We start from the raw sequence: 22,236 nt of genomic DNA, 5'->3' as shown, positions 1-22,236 counted from the left end.
GGAAAAAATGCCATGACAAACCTTCCAAATCATGCCCGTGTGGTCATTATCGGGGGGGGCGTCATTGGCTGTTCTGTCGCCTATCATCTGACCCAATTGGGGTGGAAGGATGTGGTGCTGCTGGAACGCAAACAGCTGACCTCTGGCACCACATGGCATGCCGCGGGATTGATCGCGCAGCTGCGCGCGACGGCGAATATGACCAAGCTCGCGAAATACAGCCAGGAGCTTTATGGCAATCTGGAGGATGAAACAGGGGTCGCGACCGGCTTCAAGCGCGTGGGGTCGATCACGGTCGCGCTGACCGAGGAGCGGCGCGAAGAGCTGTCCCGCTCTGCGGGGATGGCACGGGCATTCGGGGTGGAGATCGAGGAAATCTCGCCCAGCGAGATCAAGGCCCGCTATGAACATTTGAATATCGACGGTGTTACCGGTGGCGTGTACCTGCCTAAAGACGGTCAAGGCGACCCTGCCAATATCGCGCTGGCGCTGGCCAAGGGCGCACGGATGAAGGGCGCTGTAATCGCCGAACGCACCAAGGTGAACAAGATCAACAAGACGGGGCGCCGCGTGCAATCTGTTGACTGGGTGAGCGGTGACGCGCGGGGCACGATGACCTGCGACATGATCGTGAATTGCGCGGGGATGTGGGGCCATGAGGTGGGGCGCATGGCGGGGGTAAACGTGCCGCTGCATGCTTGCGAGCATTTCTATATCGTGACCGAGGCGATTGCGGGGCTGACCCAGATGCCCGTGCTGCGCGTCCCCGATGAATGTGCCTATTACAAGGAAGACGCAGGCAAAATCCTGCTGGGCGCGTTCGAGCCGAACGCGAAGCCCTGGGCGATGGACGGTATTCCGGCAGATTTCGAGTTCGACCAACTGCCCGAGGATTTCGACCACTTTGAGCCGATCCTTGAGGCTGCCGTTGCGCGGATGCCAATGCTGGCAGAGGCAGGCATACATACGTTTTTCAATGGCCCGGAGAGCTTTACGCCGGACGATGCCTATCATCTGGGACTGGCGCCCGAGATGGATAACGTCTGGGTGGCGGCGGGCTTTAATTCGATCGGTATTCAGTCTGCCGGTGGTGCCGGTATGGCGCTGGCGCAGTGGATGGACGCGGGCGAGAAACCATTTGATCTGGGCGATGTGGATATCGGCCGGATGCAGCCGTTTCAGGGGAACAAGACCTATCTGTTTGAGCGGTCGAAGGAAACGCTGGGCCTTCTTTATGCCGACCATTTCCCGTTCCGCCAGAAGGCCACCGCGCGCGGTGTGCGGCGTACACCGTTCCACCAGCATCTGCTGGATCAGGGTGCTGTCATGGGTGAGCTTGCAGGCTGGGAGCGGGCGAACTGGTTCGCCGCGCCGGGGCAGGCCCCGGCCTACGAATACTCTTGGAAGCGGCAGACTTTCTTTGGCAATGTCGCCGCTGAGCTGGATGCGATCCGGACCAATGTGGGGATGTATGACATGTCCTCATTCGGGAAAATCCGTGTTGAGGGGCGCGATGCAACGGCGTTTCTGAACCACATCGGCGGCGGCCAGTATGACGTGCCGGTGGGCAAGATTGTTTATACGCAGTTTCTGAATTCCCGTGCCGGGATCGAGGCCGATGTAACGGTAACCCGTCTGTCCGAAACCGCCTATCTGGTGGTCACCCCCGCCGCGACGCGTCTGGCGGATCAGACGTGGATGCAGCGCCATATGGGTGATTTCAACGTGGTCATCACCGATGTCACAGCAGGCGAAGGCGTGCTGGCCGTCATGGGGCCGAACAGCCGGAAACTGCTTGAGGCGGTGTCACCAAATGACTTTGGCAATGGCGCCAACCCCTTTGGCACCGCGCAAGAGATCGAGATTGGCATGGGTCTGGCCCGCGCCCATCGCGTCACCTATGTGGGTGAGCTGGGTTGGGAGATCTATGTCTCGACCGACATGGCGGGCCATGTGTTCGAGGTGCTGCAAGCGGCGGGACAGGACATGGGGCTGAAACTTTGCGGGATGCATATGATGGATGCGGCGCGCATGGAAAAAGGATTCCGCCATTTCGGTCACGATATTACGGCTGAGGATCACGTGCTTGAAGCCGGGTTAGGTTTTGCCGTGAAAACCGACAAAGCTGACTTCATCGGCCGCGACGCCGTGATGCGCAAACGTGACGCAGGGTTGGAGCGGCGACTAATCCAGTTCAGACTAAGCGATCCCGAGCCGCTCTTATATCACAACGAACCCATTTTACGGGATGGCAAGGTTGTGGGGCATCTGAGCTCTGGCGGCTATGGCCACCATGTGGGGGCCGCACTTGGGATGGGATATGTGCCATGCGTGGGCGAGAGCGTGGCCGATGTACTGGCCAGCACCTACGAGATTGATGTGATGGGGGTGCGGGTGCAGGCGGAGGCGCAATTGAAGCCGTTTTATGACCCCGCATCCGAGAGAGTGAAAGCCTGACCACCAAGGTGGCCAGACTTTCGCAAAGCAATTAGCCCATCAACTGGCCCGCTTCGGGCACCCAGCGGAACTCGGCACCGTTGGAGCCTGTGTCGACATAACCGACAGCAGGGAACGGCATGTGATAGCCGATGGCCGGGATACGATCGGCGTTGATCATGCCAAGCACGTTGCGGCGTGATGCGGCGGCAGCCTCTTTATCGGCATCAAAGCGCACTTCCCAGTCAGGGCGTGCCAGCGACCAGACCGGGTGGTTGGCAAGGTCGGCGAAAATCACGAGGCCAGCGCCTGCGCTATCAAGGCGGTACACCATATGGCCCGGCGTGTGACCGAACGCGGCCATGCCTGTGATACCGCTGACGACATCGCCGCCATCACCAAGGAAGGTCATGTTTTCGGCCAGCGGGCGGACGTTCGCCTCGAAGCCTTCGTTTTCGGCGCCAGCCCAGTGGTCGAACTCCATCTGGCCTGTCACGTAACGTGCGTTAACGAAGGTTGGTGCGCCATCGTTCATCAGGCCACCGATATGATCGCCGTGCATGTGGGTCAGGACGACAACATCGACCTGGTCGGCGGTGTAGCCTGCACCCTCAAGGGCTGCGACGGTGGCGGCGGCGTTCAGGCCTGTATCGAAAAGCACGACTTCGCTGCCTGTATTCACCAGTGTGGGTGTGAAAAAGAACTGTGATGCCTCGGTCGACAGGAAGTTGTCGCGGCTGACGGTGGCGAATTCTTCTTCCGACACGTTCATGCCGAAGATGCCCTGAGGCGCTTCGCGGGGCGTGGTGCCGCCCAGGATTGTTGTCACCTCGAAATCGCCGATCATAAAGCGGCGGTGTGTGGCGAAACTTGCACCCATCATCGGGGCTTCGGCGCGGGCAGCTCCGGCGGCAAGGCCTGCGAAAGGCAAGGCCGTGCCGGCGGCAAGCAGGTTGCGGCGTGTCAGCTTAGTCATCGTGTCTCTCCTATTGGTGACGCTTGGTCAGGTGGTGCAAAATGAAATAGGACGCTATTTCCCTTTGTCACTCACGTCAGCGTGATCAGGAGAGCTATTTGATCACTCGCTACCCGCCAGTGGGCCCAATGCGTTCAAACCCTTCAGGATATCAATAGCATAGGCCAGTTGATAATCATCCTCGCGCAGAGCTGCCGCAGCCTCGGCGCGCGCGCGATCTTCTTCGATCTGGCGGATTTCGTCCTCTGTCAGGCTGTCATTCTCCAAAGAACCGCGCAAGCCTGCTTCGGTCCGTGGTGTACCTGCTTCTGCCTCTTCTTCATCCACGGGGCGTGGACGGGGCTGTTCCACAATGATGTCCGGAGAAATTCCGAGCGACTGGATGGAACGGCCCGACGGTGTGTAATAGCGCGCAGTTGTCAGGCGCATCGCCCCGTCCTGGCTGAGGGGAACAACCGTCTGGACAGACCCTTTGCCGAAGGAATTGGTGCCAACGATGATGGCGCGGCGGTGGTCTTGCAACGCACCTGCCACGATTTCCGACGCAGAGGCAGACCCGCCATTGATCAGGACAACAATCGGTTTGCCTTCGGCCAGATCACCGGGTGTGGCATTGAACCGGTCCCCGTCAGACGCCTGCCGCCCGCGTGTGGAGACGATTTCGCCCGCGTCAAGGAAAGCGTCAGAGACATAGACCGCCTGGCTGAGCAGACCACCGGGGTTGTTGCGCAGATCAACGACAAAGCCGTCAATATTGTCGATGCCGCCAGCCTCGGCCACCTGCTCTTCGATCCCTTCCGCCAGGTTCGGGAAGGTCTGTTCGTTGAAGGTCGTGACCCGCAAGACAACGGCATTGCCCTCAGTGCGGCTGCGTACGGCGGTCAGTTTGATCGTGTCACGGATGATCGAGACGTCAAAAGGCTCGGCCTCGCCTTCGCGCACGATGGTGACGATAATCTCGGCGCCAACAGGGCCGCGCATCATTTGCACCGCTTCGTCCAAGGTCAGGCCCAGCACGCTTTCCCCGTCAACGGCAGTGATGAAATCACCCGCTTCGATCCCTGCGGCCTCGGCCGGCGTGCCATCCATCGGGGAAACCACTTTCACCCAACCCTCTTCCTGGGTGACTTCGATCCCCAGACCGCCGAATTCGCCCGAGGTGTTCACGCGCATCCGTTGCGCCGCTTCGGGGGACAGATAGCTGGAGTGCGGATCAAGCGATGTCAGCATCCCGTTGATCGCCGCCTCGATCAGTTCACGGTCGTCAACTTCTTCCACGTAGTTCGCGCGGATCCGCTCGAAAATATCGCCAAAGAGATCAAGCTGTTCATAAACGCTGGTGTTCTGATCCGCTTCTTGCGCCACAAGTGGCCCCGCAACCTGCGTTGTCACAACCAGTCCCAAGACAGCGCCACCAGCGGCAGCTAACATCAGCTTTTTCATCTTCATTCCTTACCTACTCGACCGCAAACCATGCGGCGAGGTTAACCGGAGTTTGCCCCTCTCTTACCTCAAGATAAAGGGCAGAGCCCGGCTGCCCAGTCGCAATCCCAATATTTTCAGTCAATTTCCTGTCATTTGCCGCCAAAAGCCCGATCGGCGCGCCCGCCGGAAGCACCTGACCCGCCACGCCGAAGACCTCGGCAAATCCTGCCATGACGAACATGATGTCGGCGGCTGGTTCCAGAATCACCACCGTTCCATAGTCCAGAAGCGGGCCCTGGAACAAAATCGTGGACGGTGCGGGGGCGGTCACCAAGGCACGTGGTTCGGTACCGATACGCAAACCGGGCCGTCCCGTGCCGTCGTCGGGCAGGATGATGCCGGCAACCGGCAAAGGCAGGTTTCCTTGGGCGGTCAGTATCTCGGTGCCATTCGGACGCGCTTCGGCCAGTCCTGCGGCGAATTCCCCCAAGGTCTGGGTGCTGGCCACCAAGAGCGCGGTTTGCACCGGATCGTCCTCGAAACGGCTAGGCAGATCGGTGCGTTCTGACACCGCCTGTCCGAGCGCCGCACGGGCGGCCTGTGCGCCCTGCAATCCTTCGGTCAAAGTCTGCGCGGCGGCATCCTGGGCCTGCCGTGCCTCTTGGGTCTGCGCCAGAAGTGTATTGAGCCGCGCGACCTCGGCGCGCAACCCCGGTGTCACATCGGCCACGAGCATGCCAGCGCGCACGGTGTTCAGCGGCCCGTCCGGATGTGCGCGCAAGACAGGTTGCGGCGTGTTGCTGATGGCGGACAGCACCCCCAGAAGCTGGGCAAATTCGGCGCGGCGCAGATCGAGTTCTTCGGTCAGGATAGCTTCTTGCAGGGCAATGTCGCGTTGTTCCTGCCGCATGGCTGCCAACCCCGCCTCATAGGCCTGTACGGTTTCGGTCAGCGCCGCGATCCGGTCGCGTGCGCTGTCGGCAGCCTGCAATTGCGCTTGGGCTGCCTGCAATTGGGCGGCAGCCTCGACCGCGTTTTGTTGCGCAACGGCCCCCGAGGCGAAACAGAGTAGTGCAGCAATCAGGCGGATCATGTTACGATCAAACTCCGCCCTGTCATTTCGGGGGGCAATTCCAACCCCATCAGATCAAGCACCGTGGGCGCAAGGTCGGCCAGCCTGCCGTCACGCAGTGACACGCCCTCTGGCCCACCGACCAAGGCTACCGGCACAGGGTTCAGCGTATGCGCGGTATGCGGCCCGCCGGTTTCAGGATCAATCATCGTTTCACAATTGCCGTGGTCTGCGGTGACGATCATGGCACCGCCTGCGGCCTTAAGCGCGGTCAGGACCTGTCCCAGACCCTCATCAACCGCCTCACAAGCCTTGATCGCTGCACCCAGATCACCGGTATGCCCCACCATATCGGGGTTGGCATAATTGGTGACAATCAGGTCATAGCCGTCCTCGATGGCCCTGACGAAATGCTCCGTCACCTCGGCGGCCGACATCTCCGGCTGCAAATCGTAGGTCGCGACCTTTGGCGAGGGTGCCATATAGCGGTCCTCACCCTTCTCCGGCACCTCGATCCCGCCGTTGAGGAAAAAGGTCACATGCGGGTATTTCTCGGTCTCGGCCAGCCGGAACTGGCGCAGCCCGTGTTTGGCAACCCATGCACCAAGGGTATTCTGGATATCGCGTTTGGGAAAAACGGTATCAAACCACGCGTCATGGCGGTCCGAATAGGTTACCATACCGAGCAACGCAGCCAAAGGCGGCTGTACGCGGTCGAAGCCGTCGAAATCGGGATCGGCAATCGCCGCCAGAATTTCGCGGGCACGGTCGGAGCGGAAGTTGAGACAGAAGAACCCGTCATCCTTTCCGATCCCTGCGTAGTCGCCGATCACGGTGGCGGGGATGAATTCATCTGTCTTGCCCGCCGCATAGGCCGCCTCAATCGCGGCCAGTGGTGTGGCGGCAGACCCGCCCGCGCCGTTGATCATCGCATCATAGGCTGTCTCGACCCGCTCCCAGCGGTTATCGCGGTCCATCGCGAAATAGCGGCCAATGACCGTGGCAATCCTTGCGTTTTCAGGCAGGTTTTCAGTCAGCGTTTGCATAAACCCCTTGGCCGAAGATGGCGCCACATCACGCCCGTCTGTGATCGCATGAATGATGACCGGCACACCGGCACCGGTGATCGCCTTGGCGGCAGCAATGATATGGTCGAGATGCCCGTGGACACCGCCGTCGGACACGACCCCCATCAGATGCGCGGCGCCTCCGCTGGCTTTCAGCTTCTCGATGAAACGCACCAGCGCATCCGCCGTGAAAAACGATCCATCCTCGATCGACAGCTCAATCTGGCCCAGATCCATCGCAACCACGCGGCCCGCGCCGATATTGGTATGGCCCACTTCGGAATTGCCCATCTGCCCGCCGGGCAGGCCAGCATCACGGCCATGGGTCAGAAGCTGGGCATGGGGCCCTCGCATGATCTCGTCAAAATGGGGGGTATGCGCCTGCCTGGGCGCGTTGCCTTCAACCGCGTCACGCAGGCCCCAGCCATCAAGAATACACAGAACAACGGGTTTGGGGATGGGCATAGCAACGCTCCTATATTGGTTGATTGCTGTCTATCGCAGCATTGCAATCAGGGGAACCACCACACCTCATCATCTTGCCCGAAATACTCCCGCCGGAGGCTCCTAGGCCCGATGATAAGGACCGCCCGCCAGAATAGAGGCAGCACGGTAGAGCTGTTCGGCCAGCATCACGCGCACGAGCATATGGGGCCAGACCATTTTGCCAAAACTCAATGACGCATCGGCGCGGTCACGCAAAGCGGGGTCAATCCCGTCGGCCCCGCCAATCACGAAACTGACGTCCTGCCGCCCTTGGTCGCGCCATGTGGCGAGAAGGGCTGCAAAGTCCGGCGAGCCCATGAGTTTGCCGCGTTCATCCAGGGTACAGATCAAGGCACCATCGGGCACCGCACGTTCCAGCAGGGCTGCCTCGCCGGCCATGCCGCCGCCCTTTTTGTCTTCGACTTCGATCAGTTGCGCAGGCCCAAGGGCCAGCGCCCGCCCCGTCCGGTCGAACCGGGTGAGGTAGTCATCATAAAGGTCGCGCTCGGGCCCTTTGCGCAAACGGCCCACAGCGCAAATCTGGACCCGCATCAGACGGCGGTGGCCGTCCCCGGCTGCCACATCTTTTCAAGCTGATAGAATTCGCGCACTTCCGGACGGAAGATATGCACGATGATATCACCTGTGTCGATGAGCACCCAATCGCCGGTGTCTTTGCCTTCGGTCTTGGAGATGATCCCGAATTCCTGCTTCAGACGATCCGCAAGCTTTTCAGCCATCGCAGTCACTTGGCGCGTCGAACGGCCCGATGCGATGACCATATAGTCGCCGATCTCGGACTTGCCGCGCAGATTGATCTGCACGATGTCTTCGCCTTTATCATCATCCAGGGATTTGAGAACAGCCGCCAGGAGCGTTTCGCTGGTCACATTTTGTGGGGTCGTCATTGCTGCGACTCCGGATTTGGCTGATGTATCAGCCGCTGTAGAAAGAGACAGTTCATTGTCCTCCTTAAAGCACGTCGTCATGGCCCCGACGCAGGGCATGACCTAAAACTAGCAACGGTTCGGCGGTTTTTCAACATTTCTGAACCGAAAGCGCGCGTGTCGCGGATTTACAGTGCAGATGCAAGCAAGATCAGCCTCGCGGATCAATAAACGCCTTGCCATCGGGCATTGCCAGCACCTGAGGCAGGCGCAGCATGGCCTCCGACAACGGTACGATACCAGCTACATCCGTTTTCCATGCGCCACTGACAAAGCGCTCCTGGATTTCCACAAAGCCCGCACGCACACGGTCCGCCCCCACCTGCTTGATCCAGCGGGTCAGCCAGAAGCCCTCGATTTTCTTGTTCATAAAGATCAGCTGGCCCAGTTCCGTCAGGCAGGGGGCCTCGCCCGACAGCTTGCCATAGTTCACCCATGTGCTGTGTTTGGGCATCGCAAAGAACAGATCAGCCGTGAATTGGTCGCCCACCGCATCAAGCAAAATCGCGGGGGGCAGCGCGCGGAAGGCCGTTCTGGCCTGATCAAGCGCGTCCGGTTGGGTGGACACAATCACGGAATGTGCGCCAATGTCGCGCAGTTCAGCCGCCTGTTCAGCGCGCCGGACGACTGCGATTGGCGCAACGCCATTATCCCTCGCCAGCGCAATCAGGTATTTGCCAAGCTGCGATCCGGCAGCGTTCAGTACAAAGCTTTCCGCGCGGCTTTCCTTGACCAGATCAAACATCGCAATCGCGGTCAGCGGATTGACCAACTGGCATGCGGCATCGACTTCGGCCAGATCTGGGCGGCAGGGCACGAGGCTCGTTACATCGGCCAGCGCATATTCCGCCCATGTGCCGGACCCACCGGCAAAGAAGCTGACGCGCTTGCCGATCAGGGGCGTGTTGCCGGCCACAACCTCGCCCACAGCCTCAAAACCTGCGGGCGCCCCTTTGACGCGCGGTTGGCCGTACTCGCCTTTGATGAAGTGGATATCGGACGGGTTCACCGCCGCCAGATGCACTTTGATGAGCGCTTGGCCTGCGGCGGGCTGTGGTAGGGGTACGTCCTGATAGGCTAGAAAAGGCGACAGGTCACTGATGTTTGGCCCCGTCTGTGTACCCGCATAGCCATCGTGCAATTGCACAAGCGCTTTCATGGATGTCGGAAGTGTCATGGCAGGCCTCTACAGATCGAACGTTGCGAATACAGGCGCGTGATCGCTGGGTTTCTCCCAGCCACGCGCATCGCGCAGCACGCGGCTGCTATGGGCCGCGTTCTTGATATCCGGCGTGGCCCAGATGTGATCAAGCCTGCGGCCTTTGTCGGCCTCGTCCCAATCTTTGGCGCGATAGGACCACCAACTATAGAGCAGGCCTTCGGGGATATCGTTGCGTGTCACGTCCGACCACGCGCCCGCGTCCATCACATCGGCGAAATGTTCCACTTCGATCGGCGTGTGGCTCACGACCTTGAGCAATTTCTTGTGATCCCACACATCATCTTCGCGCGGCGCGATGTTCAGGTCACCGACAAGGATGGATTTTACCGGTTTCTGCGCATGATAGGCATCCCGCATGTCTGTCAGGTAATCGAGCTTCTGGCCGAATTTCTCGTTCACGGTACGGTCCGCCACATCACCGCCTGCGGGCACATAATGGTTATGGATCGTCACGCCGTTTTCCAGCTTGGCCGCGACATGCCGCGCATGACCGAGCCCCGCGTAATCCTCGGCCCCTGCCTCGTCCATGGGGATTTTGGAAAAGATCGCCACGCCGTTATAGCCCTTCTGGCCGCGCGCAACCATGTGCGTGTAGCCCAGCGCCTGAAACTGCTCTAGCGGGATCTTGTCCACAGGGCTTTTGCATTCTTGCAGGCAAAGCACATCAGGTGCCTCGTCGCGCATTAGGCGGGCGACGATGTCTTCGCGCAGACGCACAGAGTTGATGTTCCAAGTGGCAAGGGTAAAGGGCATAAGGCAGGCTTTCCGTTCGGTGTTTCTGGTGAGCGTGTAGGGCTTACACGAGCAATGGGGCCGGGCGGATAAAGCCCGTCGTCAGCCCCCTACGATTGAGAATGGCCGGTGTGCGGCGCGCAACGGCTGCGGGGTGGTTCGGGTCAAGCGCGCCAAGCCGCACGAGGATCGCCGCAATGGCGCAATCGCGCCCACGCTGAGAGCCATCCATGATCTTGACGGCAACGCCCAGTCTCTTTTCCGGGATGATCGCAATGAACACACCTTCGGCACCGGTCTTGATCGCGACTTTATGGTCCATCGCCCGCATCAGATCCGTACAGGTCCGCGTTTCACCCGCAACAAATTCAGGGAACGTCGCCATCGCCTGCGTCAGCCGCGCCGCGGCGGTGCTGCGCACATCCGACCGGTCCTGCGCGCTGGCAAAAAACGCCATCGCGCGGGCAAGGCCATGCACGGTGCAGGCATGGTTCGGCGCGGAACACCCGTCAATCCCGTACATCGGGCTGGTTTCGCCCGTCACATCCTCGAAGGCGGCTTTGACGGCCTGCTGCACGGGGTGGTCAATCAGTTCGTAATCCGGACCGGCGTTGAGGTATTTTGTCAGCGTAAGAAACCCTGCGTGTTTGCCGGAACATTCGTTGTGGATTTGGCAAGGCGCTGTGCCCGAGCAGATCAATTCATTTCGGGCCGCCTCGTCCATTGGCAATGCCGGACCGCAGCGAAAATCATCATCCGTCAGGTCCAGATCCTTGAGCCATTTGCCAACCAGATCCGTATGGATCGCGGCCGCGTTATGCGATGCTGATGCAATCGCCAATTGCTGCCCCGTCAGATTTGCCGCAGCCCCGCTTTCCACCAAAGGCAGGGCCTGAATCATTTTGCAGGAAGAACGCGGATAGATCATCGCCGTTGGATCACCCCAGCTTTCGACAATCTGGCCGGTATCATCACACACAACTGCGTGACCCTGATGGACGCATTCAAGCAGATCTCCCCGCCAGACTTCGACCAGATCAACAGGATTTGCCATTTTCTTGCCCTTTTAAATTGTATATTTCGTTTTTATCGCGCAGAGCGCACCTGTATCGGGGCTTTCCCCCGCAGGCAATTTTTTGCTAGGCGTAGTGGTATCGAGTTGAACAAGGTCTCGCCAGTCGAAAAGGTGCCGTCAGATGCGCCGCAGGCACGGGTGGGGCATCCAGAGGCAAGGACAGCGTGGAGGCTGCAGAATGATTTTGAATATTTCACGCGCAATTGGCGTAGCATTGGCTTTGGTGACGGCGGGTGCCGCCGTTGCACAGGAAGAAAGCGATAACCGCGTTTCAGCGAATACCGACTGGAGCGTTTTTGTGGAAAGCGATCCGAACGAATGCTGGGCCGTCTCGGCCCCCAAGGAAACGCTGAATACACGTGACGGCAATGCGGTCGACGTGCGCCGCGGCGACATCCGGTTGATTGTCTTCTACCGCCCATCCGAGAATGTGAACGGGCAGGTCATGTTTACCGGCGGCTATCCGTTTGCCGACGAATCAACGGCGAGCGTGCAGATCGGTGACACGACATTCCAGATGTTCACCCAAGGCGAAACCGCATGGCCGGCAACCCCTGCCGATGACGCCCGTTTCGTCGAGGCGATGAAGCGCGGGGCGAATGCGGTGATCACGGCGCGGTCGGGTCGTGGCACACAAACACAAGATACATTTAGCCTTTTGGGCTTTACTGCTGCGGTGGAAGAAGCCGCTAGCCGCTGCGCGGGCTAGGCGTTTCACAATAATTTGCGCAAAGGCGGTTTCCTTGTGGAGGCCGCCTTTTTCTCTTATATGCCCCTAAATCCCTGATTGAGAGTGAACCCATGGACGCCAAGGCCCCCATTACGCAGGACGTGCTGACAATTCCGCGCAAGCTGCCAGACGGACCGCGCAACCTGATTGGTTTGTCGCGTGACCAGATGCGGGATGCACTGATTGCGGCCGGCACGCCGGAAAAGCAGGCCAAGATGCGGGTCGGCCAGATCTGGCAGTGGGTTTACTATTGGGGTGTGCGTGATTTTGCGCAGATGACCAATCTGGCGAAAGACTACCGCGCGATGTTGGCCGATACCTTTGTGATTGAATTGCCCGAAGTTGTGACGCGGCAAGTGTCGGATGACGGCACCCGCAAATATCTGGTGCGGATCGCAGGCGGACATGAGGTTGAGGTGGTATATATCCCTGAAACCGACCGCGGGACTTTGTGTATTTCCAGTCAGGTTGGCTGCACGCTGACCTGTTCGTTCTGTCACACGGGCACGCAGAAACTCGTGCGCAACCTGACCGCAGCCGAGATTGTCGGGCAGATCATGGTCGCTCGTGACGATCTGGGCGAATGGCCCGAGCAAGGTGCGCCGAAGGATGAAACGCGGCTTCTGTCGAACATCGTCCTTATGGGGATGGGCGAGCCGCTTTATAACTTTGAAAATGTGCGCGACGCCATGAAGATCGCGATGGACCCCGAGGGGATATCCCTGTCGCGGCGACGGATCACGCTCTCGACATCCGGTGTGGTGCCCGAAATTGCACGCACCGCGCAGGAGATCGGATGCCAGCTCGCGATTTCATTCCATGCGACAACCGATGAGGTGCGGGACCGTCTTGTCCCGATCAACAAGCGCTGGCCGATTGCGGATTTGCTGGATGCGTTGCGGGACTATCCCAAGGTATCGAACTCCGAGCGCATCACCTTTGAATATGTGATGCTGGACGGTGTGAATGACAGTGACGAAGATGCGCAACGCCTGATCAAACTGATCAAGGGCATCCCAGCCAAGATCAACCTGATCCCGTTCAATGAATGGCCCGGCGCACCCTACAAGCGGTCGTCGAACAACCGGATCCGCAAGTTTGCGGATATTATCTATAAGGCTGGCTATGCCTCACCCATTCGCACACCGCGGGGCGAGGATATCATGGCCGCCTGTGGCCAGCTGAAGTCGGCGACAGAACGCGCGCGCAAATCCAAAGCGCAGATCGCACAAGAGACCGGACTTTAATCATCTCTTCACCATGTGACGGCATGGTGAGGGCATGGAGACTGTCACCATATATCTGGGCCCGACGATGGTCGCGGCTCTGCGCCGGATCGGGGAAGCCGAGGATCTCTCGGCCGGACACATCGTGCGCGACGCCATAAAGCATGATTTGTACCGCAGGACCCGCGCGAAGACGGCTCGCAGAGCGGATGAGCGGCTCGTCGCGCCCTCGCGGGCGCTTCTCGCGGATGATCTGGCATATGCGACAGGTTGGGATGATTTACAGGAGCGTCTGTCGCGCAAGGGCTATCAGCTGCGTGAAGCAGGTGGCGGATTGGCCCTGCATGATGCCGCAGGTGCGCGGGTCTGCAAAGGGTCTGATCTGGGGTATAGTTATGGCCGCCTGATCCGGCGTTTCGATGCCCCGTTTCCGGGACATCGCCACAGGTATCTGCACGCAAAAATGCGTTAACGGCCGGGAATCACACCGCGCTTTTGGCCGTTGCCTTCCCAATTCTCCAAAGCGGCCACGGCATCTTCAGCCGTCTCCACAAAACGGAACAGTTTCAAATCATCCGCCGAAATCGTGCCCGCCTCGGCGAGGGCATCCCAGTTGATAATCTTTTCCCAAAAGCTTTGCCCAAAGAGCAAAAACGGCACCTGCGCCATGCGCCCCGTCTGGATCAATGTGAGCGCCTCGAACATCTCGTCCAGCGTGCCAAATCCCCCCGGAAACACGCAGACTGCTGACGCGCGCATCAGGAAATGCATTTTGCGAATCCCGAAATAGTGGAAGTTGAAACAAAGTTCAGGCGTCACATAGGCATTTGGCGCTTGTTCATGGGGCAGCACAATGTTCAGACCGATCGACCGCCCGCCCGCGTCTTGCGCGCCGCGATTGCCTGCCTCCATCACACCCGGACCGCCGCCTGTGACGATCACATTTTCGGTACCGCCTGATTTCAGCGATTTTTCTGTCATCATCTGCGCAAACCGGCGTGCCTCTTCGTAGTATTTCGACAAATCCGCGAGGGTTTGCGTACGCGCCGTATCTTTCTTGGCCGGTTCGGGAATGCGCGCACCACCAAACAAAACAATGGTCGAATCGACCTTGGCCTCGGTCATCAGTAATTCAGGTTTGAGCAGTTCAAGCTGCAGGCGGACAGGGCGTAATTCCTCACGCAGCATAAAATCGTCGTCCGCAAAGGCCAGCGCATATGAGGGCGCACGGGTTTGCGGCGTGTCGGGAGTATGGCTTGCGGCGTCGCGGTCCTGCTGGCTGTCTCGGAACGGGTGCTGCCGGTGGTCTTTCATCATTTGCTTTGTCCTGCCTGCATTTTGCACAAGCTTGCCTGACTGAGCCGGGTTTGCAAGGTCGCCTTGAGCGTTGATTGATCCCGCAACCCCCGCTAGAAGCCTGTGAAATCAATTTACGGAGAAACCCATGTCCAATGCTGCCCTTGAGACTGCAATCGAAGCCGCGTGGGATGCCCGCGATACGATCACCTCTCACACAACCGGTGAAACCCGTGAGGCAATCGAGGAAACGCTGAATGCGCTGGACAGTGGCAAACTGCGTGTCGCCGAGCGTCAGGATGATGGCAGCTGGCATGTCAACCAATGGGCCAAGAAAGCCGTGCTGCTGGGCTTCCGCATCAAGGATATGGAGCCACAGTCCGGTGGCCCCCAAGGCGGCGGCTGGTGGGATAAGGTCGACAGCAAATTCAAAGGCTGGGGTGCCGACGACTGGAAGACTGCCGGTTTCCGTGCGGTCCCGAATTGTGTCGTGCGCAAGTCCGCCTTTATCGCGCCCGGTGTTGTGCTGATGCCATCTTTCGTAAACCTCGGCGCCTATGTCGACGAAGGGACAATGGTCGATACATGGGCAACTGTCGGCTCATGTGCGCAGATCGGCAAGAACGTGCACCTGTCCGGTGGCGTGGGCATTGGCGGCGTGTTGGAACCCATGCAGGCCGGTCCGACAATCATCGAGGATAACTGCTTCATCGGCGCGCGCTCCGAGGTGGTGGAAGGCTGCATCGTGCGCGAAGGATCGGTTCTTGGCATGGGTGTGTTCATCGGCCAGTCCACCAAGATTGTGGACCGCGAGACCGGAGAAGTCATGTATGGCGAAGTGCCCCCCTACTCGGTTGTTGTCGCAGGCTCGATGCCGTCCAAGAACAACGTCAGCCTTTACTGCGCCGTGATCGTCAAGCGGGTGGACGAACGGACACGTTCCAAGACCGGCATCAATGAACTGCTGCGCGACTAGATGATTATCAGCCGGTATCTGGCGCGCAAGCGCGTGGCGGCGGGCATTCGTCCGTCGTTCCGGCAGGCGTGGTTACCCGTGCTCGCCGATACAGCAGCCATTGGTCTGGTGCTTTCGCTGATCTTTCTGCCCGTCGTCTCTGCAACACTGGTGATGGAGTTGTCGCTTGTCTGGCGTATGGTCGTGCTGTTCGTCGTGATCTACATGCCGTTGCAGATCGTGGTCATCTTCTCGACCGTATGGGCAGTCCGGTCGCGCTATGAAGAGAAAGACGACAAATGAGCAAGAAAGAAAGCCGCCAGCAGGTCTATACATTGCTCGTCGAGGTCGGCCGCAATGCGGGTGACGGTCTTCCTGATGGCGCCACCGGCGCGGCACTGATGTGCTATGCCAGCGGCGTGGATGAAGCAGAAGCCGTCCGCGAAACAGTGGCGATCCTCAAGCAGGCCGACCTCGCCCCGCTGGATGTGTCCGGCTATGGGACGTTGGACGAACGGTTGGCCGAAGGCCATGATATATCCGATGATGAAAGGGCCTTGATGGCCCGCGCGCTGGAAGAAAACAGCGTGATTGTCGCCCAAATGACCCCGTTCTTCGACAAGGCCTAGACGGTACACAGCAGCGCCGAGCGCAGCAGGATCAGAATAACCACGACTTGCAGCAACACCTGGGCGGCGAAGAAATCCCCGTTTCCTGACAGAACAGCCAAAAGCCGTTCACGCGCGCCGATCAGAAGCGCAAAAAACGTGCCCAGAATCGCCAGCCCGATGATCATCCCGGCCTGAAAGCCGATAATACCTGTCAGACATGCCTGTGTAGAAATGCTGCGTTCCGCAGTGAAGTAGAGGCCTGCGCCAGCGACGCCCGCTTGCCCAAGACCAAGCAGAAAAAGTGGCACTGCCATGGGAAGGTTTGAGCGGCGCAAAAACGCCGATGTATGCCAAGCCACAAGCCCGAACAAAAGAAAGAGCCAGAGCGGGACGGGGGCAACTGCTATGTAAATCATCAAAAAAGGGCCTGTTTGAGATCAAAAACTGTCAAGCAGACACCCTGCCTCCGGAACCGCTTTGTGGTTTTGGCCGACGCGGACTAGATACATGGGACGCATGCTCCGATCTATCTTAGGCTAACATGAAAACGATTTTGCAACAGACCTTGCCCGATGCCCACGAAGGCGACCCGCGCCTGCCGGGAACGATGCCCTGTGCGGCGAACGACTGGCTGCGCGTCGATGCATCCTATGCTGCGCAAATGGCCTATCGCGCCCAGCTTCTTGCGACACGACCGGAGGCTGTTCTCTACGAGAACGACCGGACCAGCGAAACCGGGCAAGAGGTTCTGTCCGAGGCTTTGGATATCCTGCCTGATCTGGGGTTTCGGGTGAGGGATGATCAGGTGATTTGCCCCGATGGGCGGCATGTATCGCTGGACCGCCATGCCCCGCTGCAGACGCTCGGGCATCTGGTGCAGGAAGATATCTGCATCCTGGAAAAACAGGGTGACGAGCATGTGATGACAAGCGCCGTTCTGTGCTTTCCTGCGAACTGGCGGTTGGCCGAAAAGATCAACCGTCCGCTGACGGGCATTCACGTCCCTGTGCCTGAATATGACGACAATATCGCGGCCCGCGTGCAACGCCTGTTCGACGGTGTACAGGTGGGACGTCCGCTCTGGCGTTTCAACAAATTGCGTTATGTCGATCCGGACTTGCATCAGCCCTACAAACGCGAGACCAACGATGTGATGCCCTTTACGCGGTCAGAGCGGCAATGCATCTTGCGGCTGCCGCGCACGCAGGCGGTTGTCTTCACGATCCATACCTATGTGGCCCGCAACGCCCGATAGGTCTTGCGGGGCTGCAAAAGCAGAGCCCCGCGCCGTAATCATTTGCGTGTTGCCGCCCAGTGTTCGCTGTTTGCGCAAAGTGTCGAGCGCTTGTGCGACGGGTCGTCCTTCATCCGCATCGCGGACCGTGAGGCAAGAAATGCCAGTACAGCGACAAAACCTAACTTACCGAAAGCGAGCATAGCCATTAGTGAACCCATTGTTCATCTCCATGAATTGGTGTGTCGTTTGGTATTGCTTTAACTACGATGCCAATTGATGTGCGGATCTGAAAAATCTATTGTTTTCAATAGTATACATACGCATACCCGCGAAATTCCTCGCAAGTTCAAGCGTTTGGGGTGGTCATGTCATCTTGTCGCAGGGTCAGTAAAAGAGAAGCAGGGCCGCCGCGAAATAGAGCGCGAGGCCGATCCAGCCAAAGCTGGCGGCAAAAACCGCCAAGGCAAAAAGCACGCCAAGAAGCACCGCCATTTCCCTGTAACTCTTGCCGCGCGGTTGGGTTTCCATACGCGCAACCTCGTCGTGCAGGTCGCGCTGCAGGATGCGCGCAGTCACGTGAGCTGTCACGCGAAAGCCCGTCTTACGGGCCTTGGCCAAATGTAGCTGAAGCTCCTCCATGACCGTTTTTAACAAGGCTGGGGGCAGGTTCCAAGTGATCCTTCACCAACCAATCGCAATTTGCATCCCGCAGCGCTTCCCGCTAGCCATACGACAAAGAGGAGTCCCCCATTATGCCCGTCGATCCCGTTGCCCTGACTGCCGATCTTGTCCGCTGCCCATCGGTCACGCCTGAGGAAGGCGGCGCGCTGGTGTTGCTGGAAAAGGTGCTGACGAAAGGTGGCTTTACCTGCACGCGGGTGGACCGTGGCGGGGTTTGCAATCTTTATGCGCGTTGGGGGCGGCAAGGGGCCAATCGGACCTTCGGTTTTAACGGCCATACAGATGTTGTGCCTTTGGGGGATGAGGCGGCATGGACAATGCCGCCCTTTGGCGCCGAGATCAAAGACGGTTTTCTCTATGGGCGCGGTGCCACGGATATGAAATCGGGCGTCGCCGCCTTTGCTGCTGCAGCGCTTGATTTCGTCGCTGACACGCCACCGGACGGGGCGATCGTGCTGGCCATCACCGGCGATGAAGAAGGCGACGCGCTTGATGGCACGACCGCATTGCTGGACTGGATGGCGGCCAACAACGAGACGATGTCGGTCTGTCTGGTGGGCGAACCCACCTGCCCCGATGTGATGGGCGAGGCGATGAAAATCGGGCGGCGCGGGTCCATGGCCGCTTTCTTTACGGTCACGGGTGTGCAGGGTCATGCGGCCTATCCGCACCGCGCCAAAAACCCGATGCCCGCGATGGCGCGCCTGATGGATGTGCTTTCCAGCCGCGTGCTGGATGAGGGGACCGCGCATTTTGATCCCTCATCACTCCAAGTGCTCACGATCGACACCGGCAACCCCGCGACCAATGTCATCCCCGCCCAAAGCAAGGCCACGGTCAACATCCGTTTCAATGACACGCACACGAGTGCTGCGCTGACGGCCTGGATGCAGGAAGAGGCAGATCAGGTCGCCGCTGAATTTGGCGTGAAGATAGCCATGCGGGTGAAGGTTTCGGGGGAAAGCTTTCTCACGCCACCCGGTGAACTCTCTGACCTGATTGCGGGCGCGGTCGAGGCTGAAACAGGGCGCAAGCCGGAACTCTCCACCTCGGGTGGCACATCGGATGCACGGTTTGTCAAAGATCACTGCCCAGTTGTGGAGTTCGGGCTGGTGGGCAAGACGATGCATCAGGTGGATGAACGGGTTGAGGTGGCGCAGATTTCGCAGCTCAAGGCGATTTATACCCGTATCCTGAACGACTATTTTGCGTAAACCTTCGGCGTGACTGGCGCTGACCCAAATCTCTTGTAAGAGATTTGACCAATTCCTTGCGAAGGAATTGGCTGTTTTCCTTTTGCCATGCTAGGCCATGATCATGACACGCATTCCTTCCAAATCCGAAATCCTTGCATGGATCTCCGAGCACCCCACCAAAGCTGCCAAACGCGATATCGCGAAGGCCTTTGATATCAAAGGTGCGGCCCGCATTGACCTGAAGCGCGTGCTGCGCGAGCTGGAGGACGAGGGCAAGCTGACCAAGCGGCGCAGCTCATACCGCGATGCCGAAGAACTGGCCCCTGTCGCCGTGCTTGAAGTGATCGAGGCGGATGCCGACGGCGATCTTTTCGCGCGACCCTTGGAGTGGAAAGGCGAAGGGGCCGAACCGCGCATCCTGATGCTCATGCGCTCCAGTGATCCTGCCCTTGGGCCGGGTGACCGTATTCTGGGTCGCCTGACCGTCGATAAAACCGAAGACCACAGCCACACCGCCCGCATGATCCGCCGGATTGGCACCAATCCTTTGCGCATCCTGGGTGTGTTTCGTCAGGCCTCGGAAGGGGGGCGTGTCCTGCCTATTGATAAGGGCGCAGACAAACAGTGGACCGTCGCCGCTGGTGCGACGGGTGGCGCCAAGGACGGCGAGTTGGTCGAGGCCGAGCAAGCCGGACCCAAAGGCCGCATGGGCCTGCCCAAAGCGCGGATCGTGGCACGTCTGGGTGATCCGACAGCGCCCCGTGCCGTGTCTTTGATTGCGATCCACCAGCACGGCATTCCGGATCATTTCCCCGATGAGGCCGTGGCCGAGGCTGATGCGGCAACACCTGCGGGGTTGGACGGACGCAAGGATCTGCGTGATCTGCCACTCATCACCATTGATCCGTGGGACGCGCGTGACCGCGATGATGCCTGCTATGTTCAGCCCGACCCTGACCCGAAAAACGAGGGGGGTTTCATCATCTGGGTCGCGATTGCGGATGTTGCCCATTACGTCACCCCCGGTTCAGAACTGGACCGTGAAGCGCGCAAGCGGGGCAATTCCACCTATTTCCCCGACCGTGTTGTGCCGATGCTGCCCGACCGGCTCTCGGGGGATCTCTGCTCGCTGCATGAAGGGGTGGAGCGGGCCTGTCTGGCTGTGGCGATGCGGATTGATTCGGCGGGCAACAAGATTGACCATGCCTTTTATCGCGGGCTGATGAATTCGAAAGCCTCGCTGAATTATGAAGAGGTGCAGGCCGGCGTTGACGGGCAACCGAACGACAAAGTCGCCCCGATCCTCGAGCCGATTATCAAGCCGCTTTATGGCGCCTTTGCAGCCCTAATGAAGGCACGCGCCCAACGGCAGCCGCTGGATCTCGACCTGCCCGAACGCCAGATCATTCTGGATGATGCGGGTAAGGTCAGTTCGGTGCAGTTCAAAGAGCGTCTTGATGCGCACCGGCTGATTGAAGAATTCATGGTGCTGGCCAATGTCGCCGCTGCCGAGACGCTGATCGCCAAGAAATCGCCGCTGCTCTTCCGTGTCCACGAAGAACCAAGCCCCGAAAAGCTTGATGCCCTGCGCGAGGTCGCGACGGCCTCAGGCCTTGTGCTGGCCAAGGGACAGGTGTTGAAAACCTCGCACTTGAACAAGCTTTTGGCAGGCGCTGAAGGCACCGAAAATGACGAGCTGATCAATATGGCGACGCTGCGGTCGATGACGCAGGCCTATTATTCGCCCGATAACTTCGGGCATTTCGGCCTTGCGCTGCGGTCCTATGCGCATTTCACATCGCCAATTCGCCGCTATTCGGATCTGATTGTGCACCGTGCGCTGATCAAGGCCCACGGATGGGGTGAAGACGGGTTGAGCCCCTGGGATATCGAGCATCTTTCAGAGACAGCCCAGATCATCAGCGATACCGAGCGCCGCTCCATGACGGCGGAACGTGATACGACAGACCGGTATCTGGCGGCGTTTCTGTCGGACCGTATCGGCGCGGAACTGGGCGGACGGATCAGCGGAATTGCCAAGTTCGGTGTCTTTGTGAAGCTGGATGAAACCGGTGCAGACGCCATGATCCCGATCCGGACCTTGGGACGCGAGTATTTCCATTATGACGCAGACACCCAGACGCTGATGGGCGCGGATACCGGCATGGTGATCGGACTGGGCCAGCGTGTGACGGTCAAGCTGGCAGAAGCGGCCCCTGTGACCGGCGGGCTGATTGTCGAATTGCTGACGCTCGATGACCGCAACGTGCCGCGGGGCCCGTCCAAGGGGCGGGGCAAACCGCCGCGGCGCAAGATGGGGTCGGCCCGCAAGAAAGCGGCCAAAACAGCGCGCAAGGTCAAGCGGACGCGGAAGTAGCCTTGCGCAGATGATAGGTCAGGCCGTGGTGCACCAAAAGCCGCAGGCGCGCGGGTGCGATATCATCGGCGGACCGAAACACCACAGCGCGATTGCCTTCGATCTGCTCCAAACCCCCGAACGTCGCGGCATAGGTGCTGATGATATCCGTGCCGCAATGCGCGAAGATGGCCACACCACCGCCTTTTGCCAACCCGACCCGGAGGGTTGAGCCTGATCTTGTCTCAGGCGTCAGATAGGACGGTTGCCCCCACTTCAGGCTCTCTTCCACCTGCCCCACCTCTGGCGTGGCGTCAGCGACCTCAAAGATCAGATCGCGTAACGATAGGGCCATATCCCGTTCGATCGCAGGAAATGCCGCAAAGACGCGCGCCACCTTGTCGTCGGAGAATGGATATTTCATAGCTCTATCCCCTTCATGGCCCGCTCATCGAAATCATACCGGCAAAAAGCCGCGCCGTGAACAAGAGTTGATTTGGGTCCGCCGGT

Annotated in this window: 23 protein-coding genes; 10 read left to right on the top strand and 13 right to left on the bottom strand. The window is 59.3% G+C overall.

What is annotated here, in order from left to right; genetic code table 11:
* Positions 1-12: 12 nt before the first annotated feature.
* The gene (locus C7964_RS02495) at positions 13-2,457 is read left to right on the top strand and encodes a GcvT family protein (protein ID WP_110278098.1); all 2,445 of its coding nucleotides are present in this window, start codon (positions 13-15) and stop codon (positions 2,455-2,457) included.
* Between the two features lie 31 nt (positions 2,458-2,488).
* Here the strand turns inward: C7964_RS02495 and C7964_RS02490 are convergent, their stop codons facing one another.
* The 9 genes from C7964_RS02490 to C7964_RS02450 all read right to left on the bottom strand — a co-directional run bounded on the left by C7964_RS02490 (position 2,489) and on the right by C7964_RS02450 (position 11,417).
* Positions 2,489-3,412: an MBL fold metallo-hydrolase gene (locus tag C7964_RS02490; protein ID WP_110278097.1), complete on the bottom strand. Its 924-nt coding sequence runs from the start codon at positions 3,410-3,412 to the stop codon at positions 2,489-2,491.
* 102 nt (positions 3,413-3,514) lie between these two features.
* Positions 3,515-4,855, bottom strand: coding sequence for a S41 family peptidase (locus C7964_RS02485; protein ID WP_110278096.1), 1,341 nt, complete (start codon positions 4,853-4,855; stop codon positions 3,515-3,517).
* 13 nt (positions 4,856-4,868) lie between these two features.
* Positions 4,869-5,930 (bottom strand): murein hydrolase activator EnvC family protein, encoded by a 1,062-nt coding sequence (locus C7964_RS02480; protein WP_110278095.1) that lies wholly within the window; start codon positions 5,928-5,930, stop codon positions 4,869-4,871.
* Positions 5,927-7,441 (bottom strand): 2,3-bisphosphoglycerate-independent phosphoglycerate mutase, encoded by a 1,515-nt coding sequence (gene gpmI, locus C7964_RS02475; RefSeq protein ID WP_110278094.1) that lies wholly within the window; start codon positions 7,439-7,441, stop codon positions 5,927-5,929. Before gpmI ends, C7964_RS02480 begins: the two co-directional genes overlap by 4 nt.
* A gap of 102 nt (positions 7,442-7,543) precedes the next feature.
* On the bottom strand, positions 7,544-8,014 hold the full coding sequence (gene rlmH / locus C7964_RS02470) for a 23S rRNA (pseudouridine(1915)-N(3))-methyltransferase RlmH (RefSeq protein WP_110278093.1): 471 nt from the start codon (positions 8,012-8,014) through the stop codon (positions 7,544-7,546).
* Positions 8,014-8,370, bottom strand: coding sequence for a ribosome silencing factor (gene rsfS / locus C7964_RS02465; RefSeq protein WP_110278092.1), 357 nt, complete (start codon positions 8,368-8,370; stop codon positions 8,014-8,016). The genes rlmH and rsfS overlap by 1 nt, the downstream gene beginning before the upstream one ends.
* A gap of 190 nt (positions 8,371-8,560) precedes the next feature.
* Positions 8,561-9,586, bottom strand: a complete 1,026-nt coding sequence (locus tag C7964_RS02460) for an alcohol dehydrogenase catalytic domain-containing protein (protein ID WP_110278091.1) — start codon at positions 9,584-9,586, stop codon at positions 8,561-8,563.
* A gap of 9 nt (positions 9,587-9,595) precedes the next feature.
* The gene (locus C7964_RS02455; RefSeq protein WP_110278090.1) at positions 9,596-10,384 is read right to left on the bottom strand and encodes an exodeoxyribonuclease III; all 789 of its coding nucleotides are present in this window, start codon (positions 10,382-10,384) and stop codon (positions 9,596-9,598) included.
* A gap of 43 nt (positions 10,385-10,427) precedes the next feature.
* Positions 10,428-11,417 carry an asparaginase gene (locus C7964_RS02450; RefSeq protein ID WP_110278089.1) on the bottom strand — a complete coding sequence of 330 codons (990 nt, stop codon included), beginning with the start codon at positions 11,415-11,417 and terminating at the stop codon, positions 10,428-10,430.
* 199 nt (positions 11,418-11,616) lie between these two features.
* Between C7964_RS02450 and C7964_RS02445 the strand changes: the two genes are divergently transcribed.
* The 3 genes from C7964_RS02445 (at position 11,617) to C7964_RS02435 (ending at position 13,866) form a co-directional block, all read left to right on the top strand.
* Positions 11,617-12,147: an invasion associated locus B family protein gene (locus C7964_RS02445; RefSeq protein ID WP_110278088.1), complete on the top strand. Its 531-nt coding sequence runs from the start codon at positions 11,617-11,619 to the stop codon at positions 12,145-12,147.
* A 92-nt stretch (positions 12,148-12,239) separates the two neighbouring features.
* Positions 12,240-13,415 (top strand): dual-specificity RNA methyltransferase RlmN, encoded by a 1,176-nt coding sequence (rlmN, locus tag C7964_RS02440; RefSeq protein WP_110278087.1) that lies wholly within the window; start codon positions 12,240-12,242, stop codon positions 13,413-13,415.
* Positions 13,416-13,449: 34 nt separating this feature from the next.
* A complete protein-coding gene (locus C7964_RS02435; protein ID WP_110278086.1) occupies positions 13,450-13,866 on the top strand; it encodes a hypothetical protein in 417 nt (138 codons plus the stop codon).
* Here C7964_RS02435 and C7964_RS02430 read toward each other — a convergent pair.
* Positions 13,863-14,708: an LOG family protein gene (locus C7964_RS02430; protein WP_502693553.1), complete on the bottom strand. Its 846-nt coding sequence runs from the start codon at positions 14,706-14,708 to the stop codon at positions 13,863-13,865. The two genes, C7964_RS02435 and C7964_RS02430, sit on opposite strands and share 4 nt — an antisense overlap.
* 130 nt (positions 14,709-14,838) lie before the next feature.
* Between C7964_RS02430 and dapD the strand changes: the two genes are divergently transcribed.
* The 3 genes from dapD to C7964_RS02415 are packed head-to-tail and all read left to right on the top strand — an operon-like array spanning position 14,839 to position 16,274.
* Positions 14,839-15,666, top strand: a complete 828-nt coding sequence (gene dapD, locus C7964_RS02425; protein ID WP_110278084.1) for a 2,3,4,5-tetrahydropyridine-2,6-dicarboxylate N-succinyltransferase — start codon at positions 14,839-14,841, stop codon at positions 15,664-15,666.
* Entirely contained in the window at positions 15,667-15,948 is a 282-nt protein-coding gene (locus tag C7964_RS02420) for a hypothetical protein (RefSeq protein WP_110278083.1), read from the top strand.
* On the top strand, positions 15,945-16,274 hold the full coding sequence (locus tag C7964_RS02415; RefSeq protein ID WP_110278082.1) for a DUF8846 family protein: 330 nt from the start codon (positions 15,945-15,947) through the stop codon (positions 16,272-16,274). The genes C7964_RS02420 and C7964_RS02415 overlap by 4 nt, the downstream gene beginning before the upstream one ends.
* On the opposite strand, the gene C7964_RS02410 is transcribed toward C7964_RS02415, so the two are convergent.
* The gene (locus C7964_RS02410; RefSeq protein WP_110278081.1) at positions 16,271-16,672 is read right to left on the bottom strand and encodes a hypothetical protein; all 402 of its coding nucleotides are present in this window, start codon (positions 16,670-16,672) and stop codon (positions 16,271-16,273) included. The two genes, C7964_RS02415 and C7964_RS02410, sit on opposite strands and share 4 nt — an antisense overlap.
* 125 nt (positions 16,673-16,797) lie before the next feature.
* Here C7964_RS02410 and C7964_RS02405 point away from each other — a divergent pair, with 125 nt between their 5' ends.
* Positions 16,798-17,511, top strand: coding sequence for a heme-dependent oxidative N-demethylase family protein (locus C7964_RS02405; RefSeq protein WP_110278080.1), 714 nt, complete (start codon positions 16,798-16,800; stop codon positions 17,509-17,511).
* 366 nt (positions 17,512-17,877) lie between these two features.
* Here the strand turns inward: C7964_RS02405 and C7964_RS02400 are convergent, their stop codons facing one another.
* Positions 17,878-18,111: a hypothetical protein gene (locus C7964_RS02400; RefSeq protein WP_146214816.1), complete on the bottom strand. Its 234-nt coding sequence runs from the start codon at positions 18,109-18,111 to the stop codon at positions 17,878-17,880.
* A 134-nt stretch (positions 18,112-18,245) separates the two neighbouring features.
* Here C7964_RS02400 and dapE point away from each other — a divergent pair, with 134 nt between their 5' ends.
* Positions 18,246-19,388, top strand: a complete 1,143-nt coding sequence (gene dapE / locus C7964_RS02395) for a succinyl-diaminopimelate desuccinylase (protein WP_110278078.1) — start codon at positions 18,246-18,248, stop codon at positions 19,386-19,388.
* Positions 19,389-19,491: 103 nt separating this feature from the next.
* Entirely contained in the window at positions 19,492-21,747 is a 2,256-nt protein-coding gene (gene rnr / locus C7964_RS02390; RefSeq protein WP_110278529.1) for a ribonuclease R, read from the top strand.
* Here the strand turns inward: rnr and C7964_RS02385 are convergent.
* On the bottom strand, positions 21,728-22,150 hold the full coding sequence (locus tag C7964_RS02385) for a DUF1801 domain-containing protein (RefSeq protein WP_110278077.1): 423 nt from the start codon (positions 22,148-22,150) through the stop codon (positions 21,728-21,730). The two genes, rnr and C7964_RS02385, sit on opposite strands and share 20 nt — an antisense overlap.
* Positions 22,151-22,236 lie beyond the last annotated feature (86 nt).

It is taken from the genome of Loktanella sp. PT4BL (assembly GCF_003201935.1).
In the GTDB taxonomy this organism is placed as follows: Bacteria; Pseudomonadota; Alphaproteobacteria; order Rhodobacterales; family Rhodobacteraceae; genus Yoonia.
This window is presented reverse-complemented; position numbering and strand designations above follow the sequence as displayed.

What these genes read in the sequence shown, in the direction of transcription:
- C7964_RS02495 (WP_110278098.1), top strand. Translation starts at nt 13, where the DNA reads ATGACAAACCTTCCAAATCATGCCCGTGTGGTCATTATCGGGGGGGGC.
- C7964_RS02490 (WP_110278097.1), bottom strand. Translation starts at nt 3,412, where the DNA reads ATGACTAAGCTGACACGCCGCAACCTGCTTGCCGCCGGCACGGCCTTG.
- C7964_RS02485 (WP_110278096.1), bottom strand. Translation starts at nt 4,855, where the DNA reads ATGAAAAAGCTGATGTTAGCTGCCGCTGGTGGCGCTGTCTTGGGACTG.
- C7964_RS02480 (WP_110278095.1), bottom strand. Translation starts at nt 5,930, where the DNA reads ATGATCCGCCTGATTGCTGCACTACTCTGTTTCGCCTCGGGGGCCGTT.
- gpmI (WP_110278094.1), bottom strand. Translation starts at nt 7,441, where the DNA reads ATGCCCATCCCCAAACCCGTTGTTCTGTGTATTCTTGATGGCTGGGGC.
- rlmH (WP_110278093.1), bottom strand. Translation starts at nt 8,014, where the DNA reads ATGCGGGTCCAGATTTGCGCTGTGGGCCGTTTGCGCAAAGGGCCCGAG.
- rsfS (WP_110278092.1), bottom strand. Translation starts at nt 8,370, where the DNA reads ATGACGACCCCACAAAATGTGACCAGCGAAACGCTCCTGGCGGCTGTT.
- C7964_RS02460 (WP_110278091.1), bottom strand. Translation starts at nt 9,586, where the DNA reads ATGACACTTCCGACATCCATGAAAGCGCTTGTGCAATTGCACGATGGC.
- C7964_RS02455 (WP_110278090.1), bottom strand. Translation starts at nt 10,384, where the DNA reads ATGCCCTTTACCCTTGCCACTTGGAACATCAACTCTGTGCGTCTGCGC.
- C7964_RS02450 (WP_110278089.1), bottom strand. Translation starts at nt 11,417, where the DNA reads ATGGCAAATCCTGTTGATCTGGTCGAAGTCTGGCGGGGAGATCTGCTT.
- C7964_RS02445 (WP_110278088.1), top strand. Translation starts at nt 11,617, where the DNA reads ATGATTTTGAATATTTCACGCGCAATTGGCGTAGCATTGGCTTTGGTG.
- rlmN (WP_110278087.1), top strand. Translation starts at nt 12,240, where the DNA reads ATGGACGCCAAGGCCCCCATTACGCAGGACGTGCTGACAATTCCGCGC.
- C7964_RS02435 (WP_110278086.1), top strand. Translation starts at nt 13,450, where the DNA reads ATGGAGACTGTCACCATATATCTGGGCCCGACGATGGTCGCGGCTCTG.
- C7964_RS02430 (WP_502693553.1), bottom strand. Translation starts at nt 14,708, where the DNA reads ATGAAAGACCACCGGCAGCACCCGTTCCGAGACAGCCAGCAGGACCGC.
- dapD (WP_110278084.1), top strand. Translation starts at nt 14,839, where the DNA reads ATGTCCAATGCTGCCCTTGAGACTGCAATCGAAGCCGCGTGGGATGCC.
- C7964_RS02420 (WP_110278083.1), top strand. Translation starts at nt 15,667, where the DNA reads ATGATTATCAGCCGGTATCTGGCGCGCAAGCGCGTGGCGGCGGGCATT.
- C7964_RS02415 (WP_110278082.1), top strand. Translation starts at nt 15,945, where the DNA reads ATGAGCAAGAAAGAAAGCCGCCAGCAGGTCTATACATTGCTCGTCGAG.
- C7964_RS02410 (WP_110278081.1), bottom strand. Translation starts at nt 16,672, where the DNA reads ATGATTTACATAGCAGTTGCCCCCGTCCCGCTCTGGCTCTTTCTTTTG.
- C7964_RS02405 (WP_110278080.1), top strand. Translation starts at nt 16,798, where the DNA reads ATGAAAACGATTTTGCAACAGACCTTGCCCGATGCCCACGAAGGCGAC.
- dapE (WP_110278078.1), top strand. Translation starts at nt 18,246, where the DNA reads ATGCCCGTCGATCCCGTTGCCCTGACTGCCGATCTTGTCCGCTGCCCA.
- rnr (WP_110278529.1), top strand. Translation starts at nt 19,492, where the DNA reads ATGACACGCATTCCTTCCAAATCCGAAATCCTTGCATGGATCTCCGAG.
- C7964_RS02385 (WP_110278077.1), bottom strand. Translation starts at nt 22,150, where the DNA reads ATGAAATATCCATTCTCCGACGACAAGGTGGCGCGCGTCTTTGCGGCA.